Annotated in this window: 11 protein-coding genes; 9 read left to right on the forward strand and 2 right to left on the reverse strand. The window is 68.4% G+C overall.

Annotated features, from left to right (window positions below; translation table 11 throughout):
• Positions 1-46: 46 nt before the first annotated feature.
• Together H4281_RS05320 and H4281_RS05325 are read left to right on the forward strand one after the other, a co-directional pair.
• The gene (locus H4281_RS05320) at positions 47-691 is read left to right on the forward strand and encodes a lytic polysaccharide monooxygenase auxiliary activity family 9 protein (RefSeq protein ID WP_182889746.1); all 645 of its coding nucleotides are present in this window, start codon (positions 47-49) and stop codon (positions 689-691) included.
• Positions 692-809: 118 nt separating this feature from the next.
• The gene (locus H4281_RS05325) at positions 810-1,721 is read left to right on the forward strand and encodes an NAD-dependent epimerase/dehydratase family protein (protein WP_182889747.1); all 912 of its coding nucleotides are present in this window, start codon (positions 810-812) and stop codon (positions 1,719-1,721) included.
• Between the two features lie 3 nt (positions 1,722-1,724).
• On the opposite strand, the gene H4281_RS05330 is transcribed toward H4281_RS05325, so the two are convergent.
• Positions 1,725-3,197, reverse strand: a complete 1,473-nt coding sequence (locus H4281_RS05330) for a helix-turn-helix domain-containing protein (RefSeq protein WP_312872058.1) — start codon at positions 3,195-3,197, stop codon at positions 1,725-1,727.
• 106 nt (positions 3,198-3,303) lie between these two features.
• Here H4281_RS05330 and adh point away from each other — a divergent pair, with 106 nt between their 5' ends.
• The 7 genes from adh to H4281_RS05365 all read left to right on the forward strand — a co-directional run bounded on the left by adh (position 3,304) and on the right by H4281_RS05365 (position 11,223).
• A complete protein-coding gene (gene adh / locus H4281_RS05335) occupies positions 3,304-4,827 on the forward strand; it encodes an aldehyde dehydrogenase (protein WP_182889748.1) in 1,524 nt (507 codons plus the stop codon).
• Complete coding sequence (locus tag H4281_RS05340) at positions 4,827-5,198, forward strand: DUF779 domain-containing protein (RefSeq protein ID WP_182889749.1); 372 nt, start codon at positions 4,827-4,829, stop codon at positions 5,196-5,198. Before adh ends, H4281_RS05340 begins: the two co-directional genes overlap by 1 nt.
• Before the next feature lie 159 nt (positions 5,199-5,357).
• On the forward strand, positions 5,358-5,831 hold the full coding sequence (locus H4281_RS05345; protein WP_182889750.1) for a hypothetical protein: 474 nt from the start codon (positions 5,358-5,360) through the stop codon (positions 5,829-5,831).
• Positions 5,832-5,925: 94 nt separating this feature from the next.
• Positions 5,926-9,411 carry an ALF repeat-containing protein gene (locus H4281_RS05350; protein ID WP_182889751.1) on the forward strand — a complete coding sequence of 1,162 codons (3,486 nt, stop codon included), beginning with the start codon at positions 5,926-5,928 and terminating at the stop codon, positions 9,409-9,411.
• A 75-nt stretch (positions 9,412-9,486) separates the two neighbouring features.
• Positions 9,487-9,975, forward strand: coding sequence for a hypothetical protein (locus H4281_RS05355; RefSeq protein ID WP_182889752.1), 489 nt, complete (start codon positions 9,487-9,489; stop codon positions 9,973-9,975).
• Between the two features lie 16 nt (positions 9,976-9,991).
• Positions 9,992-10,507, forward strand: coding sequence for a hypothetical protein (locus H4281_RS05360; RefSeq protein WP_182889753.1), 516 nt, complete (start codon positions 9,992-9,994; stop codon positions 10,505-10,507).
• A gap of 26 nt (positions 10,508-10,533) precedes the next feature.
• Positions 10,534-11,223, forward strand: a complete 690-nt coding sequence (locus tag H4281_RS05365) for an MOSC domain-containing protein (protein ID WP_182889754.1) — start codon at positions 10,534-10,536, stop codon at positions 11,221-11,223.
• Here H4281_RS05365 and H4281_RS05370 read toward each other — a convergent pair.
• A complete protein-coding gene (locus H4281_RS05370; protein ID WP_182889755.1) occupies positions 11,200-12,774 on the reverse strand; it encodes a beta-N-acetylhexosaminidase in 1,575 nt (524 codons plus the stop codon). The genes H4281_RS05365 and H4281_RS05370 overlap by 24 nt on opposite strands.
• Positions 12,775-12,967 lie beyond the last annotated feature (193 nt).

Below are 12,967 nucleotides of genomic sequence, written 5' to 3' on the forward strand. Positions count from 1 at the left end.
CCCTACCGTGGGTGTGGTCTAGACCTCTCAGGAGAGGAATCCCGCGATGAAGTTTTCCCGCGCCGCCGTCAAAGTCGGGATACTGACCGCCGTGCTCGGCACGGTTTCGGTGTTCACCGCCGTCCCGGCCCTCGCGCACGGCTCGATGGGCAACCCGATCAGCCGGATCATGCAGTGTTTCCAGGAGGGTCCGGAGAATCCGCAGTCCGCCGCGTGCAAGGCCGCCGTCGCGGTCGGCGACAGCTGGCCGATCTACGACTGGGACGAGGTCAACATCGGCGACGCCAGCGGCCGCAGCCGCGAGATCATCCCGGACGGCAAGCTGTGCAGCGCCGGCCGCGACAAGTACAAGGGGCTCGACCTCGCCCGCGACGACTGGCCCGCGACCACGTTGCCGAGCAGCGGTCCGTACACCTTCCAGTACCAGTTGACCGCCGCGCACGAGGGCACCTTCGAGCTGTATGTCACCAAGCCCGGTTACGACCCGACGAAACCGCTCAAGTGGTCCGACCTGGAGGACACCCCGTTCTACAAGCAGGACAACCCGCCGATCGCGGGCAACGCCTACCAGCTTCAGGCGAACCTGCCCGGCGGACGCACCGGCCGGCACCTGATCTACTCGATCTGGCAGCGCCACTGGCCCGATTCCGGAGAGGCCTTCTACTCCTGCTCGGACGTGATCTTCAACTGATCACCCCGGCGCGCCCGGCAGAGGCAGCGAAGACCTCTGCCGGGCGGATCATCGAGCCGCTCAAGCGTTTTGTCGGTGCGTTGCGTCATCATGACGGCGTGACGGCATGGAACGAACTATGAAAATCTTGGTGGTAGGCGGCAGTGGCCTGCTGGGCCAGCACGTGCTCGACGAGCTGCGGAACCGCGGGCACGAGACGACCGCCGTCGCGCGTACGGCACGTGAAGGAGTCGACCGGACGCTCGACGTCTCGAAGGCTTCGCACGCCGAACTGCGCGAAGCGCTCGACGGACACGACGGTGTCGTCTTCGCGGGTGGCATGGACGACCGTGCGGTCGGACGCGGACCGGTCGAGCCTCGGCTGCGCGCGGGCAACGTCGCACCAGTCGCCGCGTTGTTGCGCGCGGCGCGCGAAGCAGGCTGTACGCGCGCGGCGGTGCTTGGGTCGTACTACACGTACTTCGACCGCGTGCGCCCTGAATGGGGGTTGGCCGCGAAGCATCCGTACGTGCGCAGTCGGCTGGAGCAGGCCCGCGTGGCGCGCGAAACTGCCGGGCCGGGGTTGCCGGTCGCGGTGATCGAAGTGCCGTTTGTCTTCGGTGTTGCGGAGGGCCGGGTGCCGCAGTGGTCGGTGCCGATCGTCAAGTGGGTCCGTTCCAACTCGCCGCTCTTCGCACCACCCGGCGGGACCGCCGCGACGAGCGCGCGCGGGGTTGGCGTCGCGACGGTGGATGCGCTGGAGCAGGCGTCGGGCGCGGATATCCCGGTAGCAGAGGAAAATCTCCAGTGGACGGACATGTTCGCCCGGCTGGCCGCGGCGGCGGGGCGACCGCGCCGGGTGCGCCCAATGCCGTCCTGGCCGGTGCGCGGCGCGTTCAAACTCGGCGGGTTCCTCAACGGGCTGAGCGGGAAACAGCCGGGGCTGACGGTGCAGCACATGGACGGATTGTTGTTGCGGGAGCTGTATTTGGAGCTCAACTACCCGGCTCCGGTGGACGGGGCGATCCGGGAAACCGCTGTGGCGCGGTAGCACTCAACCCAGCCGGGCCCGGTGCGTCCGCACCGCCGCCAACCGCGGATCCGACGGGGCGAGCACCGAGGCCAGCGCATCCAGGATCGCCAGATCATCAGCACCACAGGAGGTTTCCCAGAACGACCACAACGTATCCGCGTCGCCGCTGTTCAATGCCAGCTGCCGGACCTGCGCGCTGATCGACTCGCGTTCCTCCAGGATCGCGGGCGATTCCGACTCGGCGAGCAGCGGTCCCTGGAACGACCGGACCGCCGCCGCGGCGTCCCCGGCGCGCAGAGCGGCTTTGGTGCGCAGGAAATCCGCGTCCACGGTGGCCGCGAGGCGGTACGGGCGCGTCTGCAACACCCCGGTGCCCAGCTGGGTGCGCAAGCGGTGGATTTCGGCGCGCACGGTTACCGGGTTGCCGGCTTCGCCGTACAGCTGCAACGCCAGCTTCTCCGCCGACAAACCGCGCGGCTGAAGCGCAAGCAGAGTAAGCAATTCGGCGTGCCGCAAGGTGAACGGGATGTCTCGACCGTCCACAGTGGTCGATCCGGGACCGTCGGTGAGGTATTCGAGCGACAACTTCCGCCGGGTCGCGGAGCCGGACGTGGCGATCCGCAGCAGATAGCCCTCGTCGAGCGGGTCGACGGTGGCGACCCGGCCGTCCGGGAGGGTCACGGTGCCGCCGCCTTTTCGTACCTCCACAGTGGATGGAAGGGTGCACGCTTCGGCGGCCAGCACCCGCCCGCCCGCCGAAAGGAGTGCGCCGGGGCGGCCGCGCAACGACGCCAGGTGCGGCATGTTCGCCCGGCGCACCTTCTCGTCGCGGACCGCCAGTTGGGCTCGCAGCCGTCCCTCGGCAAGCTGCGCCGTGGCGGTGACCAGCGACAACATCGCCGGATGCACCGTGCGGAGCGGTCCGCTGACGTCGATCGAGCCGAGCAGTGCGCCGGTGTCCGGGTCGCGTACCGGCGCCGCCGCGCAGGTCCACGTGTGATAGCGGCGGACGAGGTGTTCGGCGGAGTAGATCTGCACCGGCTGTCCGGTCGCGAGCGTGGTGCCCATCGCGTTCGTGCCGATCGCCTCTTCGCTCCACCGCGTGCCCTCGGTGAGCGCGACCTGGTCCGCACGCAGCAGCACGCCGGTCGCGCCCTCGCGCCACAGGATGAGCCCGTTCGCGTCGGTCACGATCATCATGTGCTCGGCGTCGTCGGCGATGCTCACCAGCATCTCGCGCAGCAGTGGCAGCACCGGGGCCAGCGGATGCTCCGCGCGCAGGTCGGTGAGCTCGTCCGCCTCGCAGATCAGCGGGGCCTCGCCTGCGTCCGGATCGACGTGCGCGGCCAGCGAGCGTTCCCACGACGCCGACACCACCGAGCGCGGCGAGCGCGGCGCGGAAGCCCCGGACAGGACCGCTTCGCGGACGTGCCGGAGCAGCTGCGCGTACGACTCCGGATCGCGCAGCAGGTCGGGTTCGGGCGGCTCTGCCACACGAACGAGAGTAGAGACCCTGGTCACAAGGCTGCAACGTCGGCGCAACGTTGCCCGGCCTACGGTCGCTGCCGACCGTCACCGACCAGCAACGAGGCAGGGCAAGATGGCCGTATACGCCGCACCGAACACCGACGGCTCCGTCGTCGACTACGAGACCCGCTACGACCACTACATCGGCGGCGAATACGTCGCGCCGGCCGGCGGGCAGTACTTCGAGAACCCGACGCCGGTGACCGGCAAAACCTTCACCGAGATCGCCCGAGGGACGGCGGCGGACATCGACCGGGCGCTCGACGCGGCCGAGGGCGCCGCGCCCGCGTGGGGTCGTACCTCGCCCGAGGAGCGCGCGAACATCCTGCTCAAGATCGCCGACCGGATTGAGCAGAACCTCGAGCGGATCGCGGTCGCCGAGTCCTGGGAGAACGGCAAGCCGGTCCGCGAGACCCTCGCCGCGGACATCCCGCTCGCGATCGACCACTTCCGCTACTTCGCCGGCGCCCTGCGCGCCCAGGAGGGCGGCATCTCGCAGATCGACGACAACACGGTCGCCTACCACTTCCACGAGCCGCTCGGCGTCGTCGGCCAGATCATCCCGTGGAACTTCCCGCTGCTCATGGCGGTCTGGAAGCTCGCCCCGGCGCTGGCCGCGGGCAACGCGATCGTGCTCAAGCCCGCCGAGCAGACCCCGGCGTCGATCCATCTGCTGATGTCGATCATCGGCGACCTGATCCCGCCGGGTGTGCTGAACATCGTCAACGGCTTCGGCGTCGAGGCGGGCAAGCCGCTCGCATCGAGCGACCGGGTGCGCAAGGTCGCGTTCACCGGCGAGACCACCACCGGGCGGCTGATCCTGCAGTACGCCAGCGAAAACATCATCCCGGTGACCGTCGAACTCGGCGGCAAGAGCCCGAACATCTTCTTCGACGACGTCGCCGCGGCCAACGACGCGTTCTACGACAAGGCGCAGGAAGGCTTCGCGCTCTTCGCGCTCAACCAGGGCGAGGTCTGCACCTGCCCGTCGCGCGCGCTGATCCAGTCCGGCATCTACGACCGGTTCCTCGGCGACGCGGTCGAGCGCGTGAAGAAGATCAAACAGGGCAACCCGCTCGACACCGAGACGATGATCGGCGCGCAGGCCTCGAACGACCAGCTCGAGAAAATCCTGTCCTACATCGACATCGGGAAGCAGGAGGGCGCGAAGGTCCTCACCGGCGGCGAGCAGTCCGACCTCGGCGGCGACCTGTCCGGCGGCTACTACGTGCAGCCGACGGTGTTCGAGGGCGACAACAAGATGCGGATCTTCCAGGAGGAGATCTTCGGTCCGGTGGTGTCCGTGGCGAAGTTCGACGACTACGACGACGCGCTCAAGATCGCCAACGACACCCTGTACGGCCTCGGCGCCGGCGTCTGGTCCCGCGACGGCAACACCGCTTACCGCGCGGGCCGCGACATCCAGGCCGGCCGCGTGTGGGTGAACAACTACCACGCCTACCCGGCCCACGCGGCCTTCGGCGGCTACAAGGCGTCCGGCATCGGCCGCGAGAACCACAAGATGATGCTGGACCACTACCAGCAGACGAAGAACATGCTGGTCTCCTACTCCGACCAGGCGCTGGGCTTCTTCTGATGCCCCAGCGGGTGGACCTGACCCCAGCCGCCGCCGACCTCCTGCGGCGGCTGGTGCCAGTCCACGGACCGGTGATGTTCCACCAGTCCGGCGGATGCTGCGACGGCAGCGCCCCGATGTGCTACCCGATCGGCGAATTCCGGGTCGGCGCCCGCGATGTCCATCTGGGCGACCTGGCGGTGGACGGCATCGACGCGGTGCCGGTGTGGATGTCGGGGCCGCAATTCGAGTACTGGCGGCATACGCATCTGACGATCGACGTGGTTCCCGGACGGGGCAGCGGGTTCTCTGTGGAGGCCCCGGAGGGGGTGCGGTTCCTCATCCGGTCTCGGTTGCTCAGCGACGAGGAGTCGGCTGAGCTGAACGGGTAAACAGGACAAAAAGGTCAGTGGCGGCGGTGTCGGTGAGCGTTTCCCGCTCATCGGGCACCGCCGTTTATTTGTTGACTCTCGGCTAAGCGCGCCATTAAGCTTCCTGGTGGTTCGGGGACTGGGGGCAAGCCGCAAGCTGCCCTTTTCGAGGGGATACCAGTGAAACTGTCCGGGCGGGTACTCGCCACGGCAATGCTTTCCGTTGCCGTTTTTCCATTCGCTTCCGGGATTGCCGCGGCCGACGACGCTCCGCCGCCTATTGTCGAGGACTTCGACTATCCCGGGGCGGACCAGATCTACGCTCAGTACCACATTCGGCTGCTGAAGGGCGACGGCCACATCCTGTTCGCCGACTGCGCCTCCGGCGGCACGCTCGTCAAGGTGTGGAGCCGTGCCGCGGCGAACGACTTCTTCTGCTTCCGCGTCACCGGGGAATCCGGCTACCTCACCATGGACGTGCCGGACGTCTACGCAGTCACCGGCGACCAGCACGAGTTGAAGGCGACCGTGGTGGTCAAGAACGTCGCCACGCCGACCGACATCCCGAAGAACACCTACACGCCGGTCGGTGAAGGCGTTGACCCGAAAAACGGGTTCACACCGCTCGTCGAATTGCGGTCCGGGAAATCCTGAACAGTTCCTGCTGAAAAACCTTCGGTGAGTCGTCCGCGCCCTTTTCCGGGCGCGGTTCGGCTCGCTGTCTCGTCGTGTCCAGGGGAGGAACACTGTGAAACCTTTCCGCAGATCCTTGGCAGTGGCGGTCGCCGCGGCGACCGTGTTTTCCGGGCTTTCCGCGATACCCGCGGCAGCCGCCGATCCAGCGCCGCCGTCCGAGCGGAGCCAAGCCCTCGAACAGCTCAAAACCGGCGGGCCCGGCGTCAAAGCGGCCGCCGAACTGGCGCTCACCGGAACCGATGCCGACGTGCACGCGTTCCTGACCTCCGGCCTCGGTACCGCAGCCGAACGGGACCTGCGAGTGCGGGTCACCCAGCTGATCGCGCATTCCGGTCCGGGCGTGCGCCGTGCCGCGCAGGCGGTGGTTGGCGGCACGGTCGCGGAAATGCAGGCATTCCTGGCCGACGGATGGGCGCAGCCTCGGCTCGACGACATCCGCGTCGAGGTCACGCAGGCGCTCGCGGCGGGCGGCCCCGGCGTCCAGCGCGCGGCTCGGGAAGCGCTCGCCGGGACCCCGGAGCAGCAGCAGGAATTCCTCAGCACCGGCCGGGCGAAGGCACAGGCCGGGGATGACCGGGTGCGGGTCACGCAATTGATGGCCGCCGGCGGTCCGCAGGTGAAGCGGGCCGCGCAGATCGCTCTCAACGGCACTGCCGACGACGTCGCGGAGTTTCTCACCACCGGCTACCAGGTCGCGGTCGCACAGGACCACGAGACGCTGACCGTCGCGCAACTGGCCGATCTCGCGGCAGACGCACAGACTCGTGCCGCCGCGCAGACCGAGACCGCGAAGGAAGCGTCGGCGCAGGCCGTACAGGCTGCGGAGCTCGCCCGGCAGGCCGCGCAGAAGGCCGCCGACGAAACGCAAGCTGCGCATGACGATTCACAACTCGCCGCCGCTGCGGCCGGTCGCGCCGCAGATGCCGCGAGCCGAGCCGCCGACGCCGCGCGAACGGCGATTCACGCGGCGTCGGCAGCGACTAACTCGGCCCGCGTCGCCGCGAATGCCGCGGCTCAGGCCGCGACCGCAGCGGTGCAGGCGGGCCAGGCCGCGACCAGGGCGCGGAGTGCTGCCTCGGCAGCGGCTACCGACGCCGGAAAGGCAGACCAGGCAAGGCAAGCGGCGGTGGACGCCCGAGGTGTCGCACTGAATGCCCGTCGAGCAGCCGAGGCTGCTCGTGGCGCGGTCACCGCGGCATTCGCTGCCGCTGGTGCCGCTACCGCGGCGGCATCGGCAGGCCAGAATGCGGCCCTCGCCAGCGACGCGGCCGACGCTGCTGCCGGATACGCCGGTAACGCCAGCGAACAGGCGAAACGAGCGCGTCGCGCGGCTGCGGCAGCGAGGGCGCAAGCCGCGGAAGCGAGCCGGGCAGCGGCCGCCGCCCGATCACTGGCCAACGAAGCGGTCGCCGCGGCCGACCAGGCAGCCGCTGCGGCGGATTCGGCCGCAGCACACGCATCCGCTGCCGCCGACGCCGCCGATGAAGCTGCCGCGCACGCCGGGGAAGCCGAGCACGCGGCTGAGCGTGCCGAGGCTGCGGCCGCCGAAGCCGACAAGGCAGCGACCGACGCGAAGACCGCGTCCGACACTGCCGCGTCCGTCGCCGCCACCGCTCGCAAGGCCGACGACGAGCGGCTCGTCCAGCAGGAAGCGGAGGACACCGCCGACGCCCAAGCCGCGAAGGACGCCGAAGCCGCGGCCAAAGCCGACGCGACCTGGACTGCCGGACAGGAAGCCAAGCAGGACGCGGAAATCCAGCGGCTGCTCACCGAAGCACGCACTCCGGGCGCCGACCCAGCGGTGGTCGTGCACGACGGCCGCCTGGCCGCCGCCGGTTTGTTCAAACTCGGTGGCCCGTTCACCCGCACCGCAGCCGAAGCCGCGCTGATCGGCGATGACGCCGACGTGCGCAGCTTCGTCTTCACCATCCAGCCCGGGGCGGTGCACCAGGACGACCGGGCGAGCGTCGCCGCGATCGCGGCCTCGACCGAGCACGCCGCCGAGGCTCAGACCGCGAAGACGGTGGTGACCGGCACCGACGCGGAGGTCCAGGACTTCCTGCACAACCGGAAGTACCCCGGCCGCTCCGCCGACGACCGCGTGCTGGCCACGCAGATCATCGCCGCCGGCGGTCCTGGCGTGCAGGCAGCGGGCCGGAAAGCCGTCGCCGGAACGGATGACGACGTCCGCGAGTTCATCCGCACCGGCCAGTACACCGCCCGCGAAGCCGACGATCGCGTGCTGGCCACCCAGGCGGTCGCCACAGGCGGCCCGGAGGTCAAGGCAGCAGGCCGAGCCGCATTGGCCGGCCCGCCGAGCTATGTCCGGACCTTCGTCGAGTCGGGTCTTTACCGGGCACAGCAGCGGGACGCCCTGACCGCGACGCACCGCGCTGAGGTCGCCGGTTACGTCTCTGATGCCGCTCAGTCCGCCGCTTTGGCGCGGCAGAACGCTTTCGACGCCGCTCGTGCTGCCGCCATCGCTCGCGGTGCGGCCGACGACGCTGCCAGGTACGCCTCAGAGGCAGAGAAGTCGGCTGCCGAAGCGCAGACGTACTCGAACCAGGCGTCTGCGTCAGCCGCGGAGGCGAAGAAGTCTGCCGAGGCCGCGGTCGCGTCGGCTAAGCAAGCGACGGACGCCGAAGCCAGGGCAGCACAGGCGGCCCGGTCGGCGCAGAAGTCGGCCAGCCAGGCACAGGCCTCGGCCTCGGACGCAGCCGGTTCGGCATCCAGCGCACGCTCGGCGGCCAACGACGCGGCGAAGTCGGCTCAGGACGCCGGACGCAGCCGGGACGAGGCTGTGCAGGCGGCCGCGGATGCTTGGAAGCGGGCGGGGGAGCTTTACTTCCGGGAGATGTTCGGGGGTCCGCCGGACTTGACCGACGAGGACGGACACCCGTATTCGGACGACGAGGCTGGCCACCCGGCGTTCCACGAGCCGGATGCCTGGGAACGGTTCGGGATTCAAGACTTGATCAAGGCGCTCTCCGACGAGCAGGCCGCTGCTGCCTTGATCGCTTGCCACAACCGGCCTATTGCCTGCGAACTGTTCAATCACTGGGCCCAGAAGAGCGGGTCTGACTATGTCCTCAGCGACGGGCAGATGCGGGACCTGTTCAGCGACCCGCAATGGCAGGCTAAGCTGAACGACAGTCTGAGCATCTACGCGGACCAGGCCGCGGCCAAGTGCACTGGTCCGGTTGGAACGACGTGCGCCCTGAACTTGAACACGAACTGGCTGGGCTTGACCTTCGAGCAGGTGCCGGATCACATCCTGGCTCTGCATGCGTTCGAGTATCGGGTCACGGGTGACTTGTCGGCACGGGTGACCGGCCCGGGGAAGGTGCAGTTGAGCGGTGACTACCGAGTCGATTTGAGGAAGCAGTACAACTTCGACGCGGACAAGCCGCCGATCAAGGTGTGGGGAGTTCCGTACAACGTCAAGGACCTCTCGCGGATGCCCACAGTCGGTCTGGCGCGGGACTACACCGTGGTAGGGAGTACGAACCAGCACCTCGACCTGCCTGGCGGCTCCTGATCGGTCAGTGCTCGGCCCTTGCCGCAGCCGTCCTGGTGACGGCTGCGGCAAGGGCGTCAACGGAAAGGGAAAGTCATGGCGTCGCGGGCGACGGTGGCGGGCGCGGTGCTTGCCGCCGTAGTGGTGGCCGCGTGCAGTGGGCCGCCGGACCCGAGGGCATATCCCGGCAGCGAGGACGGGGTCAGTTGGGAGGAGGCTGCCGCGCGGTACGCGATCGCGTTGCCGTCGTGTCCGACCAAGGAGTTCCGATTCGACGTGCAGCCCCGGCTTCGGGACCATCTCGTGTTCACCTTCGTGGCCTCGAAGTCGTGTGTGGACGGCTTTTTGGCGCATTACGGTTCGGACCCCGCGCACCCGGCGCTGAAATGGCCTCGGGACGACAACCATCCGCCGTTCCGGGAGGACAAGTCGCAGCGATACGGCTGGACCTATGACTTGACGGCGAAGTCCGCTCTGTACAACGGTTTTCGGACCCCGAACAAATCGACGTTCTGGTTGTACGTCAAATCGGGCGCCGAGGAGACGGTGTACGCCTGGAGTCTGACCACTGGTGCCCCGAATTAACGGCTGCGTCAAAGGAATGACGAAGAAAGCGGTCGCTGCCCTTCTCCTTTCTGTCGCGTTTTTGGCCGGCTGCGATGGCCAACCGGATCCGCGGGCGTATCCGGGCAGTGAGAGCGGCGTCAGCTGGGAAGCGGCCTCCGCCCGGTTCCAGATGACGCTGCCGCCCTGTCCGGTGAAGGAATTCCATTTCGACGTCCAGCCGCGACTCACCGAACGGCTCGCCTTCGCCTTCGTGGCACCGAAGTCCTGTGTGGACGAATTCCTGAAGCGCTACGGCGATGACCCGGCGAACCCGACCCGCACGTGGCCGATCGGCGACGCGCGGCCGCCGTATGACGAGGCGCGGCCTCCGTTCGACGCGGACGAGATGCGGCAGTTCGGCTGGACCTACGATCCGAAGGCGAAGGCCAGTCTCTACACCCGCCTCGAGACGCCGTACCACGCGACCTTCTCGGCGTTCGTGAAATCCGGTCCGGAGGAGACGGTCTACGTGCGGAGCCGCACCTCTGGCTTCCCCGACCGGTCCAAGTAGCCGAGGAAACTTGCTAGGTTCAGCTCATGCTGTCGCTGAAAGACGTCTACGTGGGCGAGCCGACCGTTCTCGGCCACCAGCGGGACCAGCCTGTCCTGAGCGCCATCCGGAAAACCCGGGTCGACACCCCGGAGCTGGCACTGTCCGAGCTCAACCTGGACGGCGACCGCCAAGCCGACCTTTCGGTGCACGGCGGCCCGGACAAAGCCGTCTACGTCTATCCGGCCGAGCACTATCCGGTGTGGACCGCGGAGGGGTACTCCGTGGCGCACGGCGACTTCGGCGAGAACCTCTCCGTCGAAGGCATGCTCGAGAGCGACGCGCGGATCGGCGATGTTTGGGCTTGGGGCGACGCGCTCGTGCAGATCGCCCAGCCGCGGCATCCGTGCTTCAAGCTCGCGATGCGGACCGGGCGCAAGGACGTCGTTCCCGCGATGATCAGCACGAATCGCTGCGGCTGGTATCTGCGCGTGCTGCGTCCGGGCATGGTCCCGACGGCTGGCCCGCTCGACCTCGTGGAGCGGGCCGAGGGGCCGACCGTCGCGGAGACCTTTCTGGTCGCGTCGGCGAATTACGCGCAGCTGCCTGAACCGCGGCCGATGCTGGAGCTGGCCGAGCGCGTGCTGAAGTCGACCGTACTGCCCGGAAGCTATCGCAAAGGGATCAAGTCCAAAGTGGACCGGGCGAAGGGGTTACTTCCAGTCGACCTGCGGTGAGCGGTAGAAGTCGATTCCCTGCGCTTCCCAGCGCGGCGCTTGCTTGGCGATTCGCTCCCGATATCCGTCCCAGGTTCGGGAAGCTCGCGGCGACCAGCCGATTTCCGCGACGCCGGGCAGGCGCGGGAACGCCATGTACTCGATGTCGTCGTTGGTCCGGATGGTTTCCGTCCACAGCGGAGCTTCGACACCGGCCACGGACTTCTCCTCGACACCCGGGACGAGCGTCGCCGGGTCCCATTCGTAGGCGTCGCGGACTTCGACCAGACCGGCCCAATCCTGGCCCAGTTTTGTCGATTCGGTGTACTTCATGTCGAGATAAGCGTGGTTGGCGGGCGACATGATGAACTTGTTCCCACGCGCCGCGGCGGCGGCCATGTCCGCGTTCGGGCCGCCCTGGTCCCAGTATTGCGGCACGGCGGACGTCGGCAGCGGCGTCTTCACGATTTCGTGCCAGCCGGTGATCAGCTTGCCGTATTTGGCGACCATCGGGCTTACCTTCTCGTAGAAGGTTTTGTAGTCCGCCGCGGACGTCGAATGTGCTTCGTCGCCGCCGATCGCGATGTACTTGCCAGGCGTGATCGCGGCGAGTTCGCGGATCACGTCTTCGACGAATCGGTATGTCGTAGGCGAATTGATGCACAGCGAGCTGTAACCGACCTCGATGTCGGTGCGCGGCGGGACCGCGACCCCGTCGCAGTTCAGTTCCGCGTACACCGACTGGGCGGAGTTCGTGTGCCCGGGCATGTCGATCTCCGGCACGACCGTGATGTGTCGGCTCGCGGCGTAGGCGACGATGTCGCGGTACTGCTCCTGCGTGTAGTAGCCGCCCGGGTCGCCGTAGGCCGCGGTCTTGCCGCCCTCGGTCGCCAATCGCGGCCAGCTCTTGATTTCGATGCGCCAGCCCTGGTCGTCGCTGAGGTGCAGGTGCAGCGTGTTGATCTTGTATTGGACGATCTGGTCGATGTACTTCTTCACCTGCGCAGGAGTGAAGAAATGCCGCGCGACGTCGAGCATCGCGCCGCGGTGGGCGAAGCGCGGGTAGTCGAGGACGCTGCCGCCCGCGATCGTCCACGTGCGGTGCTGCACGCTCTTCGCCTCGATCGCCGACGGCAGCAGTTGCCGCAGCGACTGGACGCCCGTGAACAGCCCGGCGGAAGTGTTGGCGCGCAGCCGGACGCCGTTCTTCGTGACGTCGAGCTGGTATCCCTCGTCGCCGACGCGCGGGTCGGCGTGGCCGAGGTCGAGCGAGATCGCGGACAATCCCGGGCTCGCCGGGACGACCGGCAGCGGGAAGCCAGTCGCGGGGCGCAGCAGGCCGCGCAGGTACGCGGCGACGTCGCCGGTGCCGTGCCCGGCGCGGATGACGGTCAGCGGCGTGAGCCGGAAGGTGGCGTCCGCCTTCGCCACGGCATGCACCGGCATCGGTACGAGGTCGGTGACCTGCCGTTCGCTGGGCGCGGGACTCGCCGCGGCCGGCCCGGGCACTCCCACCGCGGCGAGCCCGAGCACGGTCACCCCAAGCACGGCCCTGGACAGGGTCTTCCTCACGGCATACCTCCGGTCGCGTCGCGGAGAAGGCGGACTCCAAGAGGTATAGACCACTTCGCACGCCGCTGACAACGTCCGAAAGGGTCGGCTGACACCTGATGTCCCGTTCGCCGGGATGCCCGCAGCGCTCCAATGCCACATTGCGGGTTTCTCGGTAGCGGTGGTGCGCATCCCTCGGCGAGCATCGCGAGAG

It is taken from the genome of Amycolatopsis dendrobii (assembly GCF_014145675.1).
Taxonomy (GTDB): domain Bacteria; phylum Actinomycetota; class Actinomycetes; order Mycobacteriales; family Pseudonocardiaceae; genus Amycolatopsis; species Amycolatopsis dendrobii.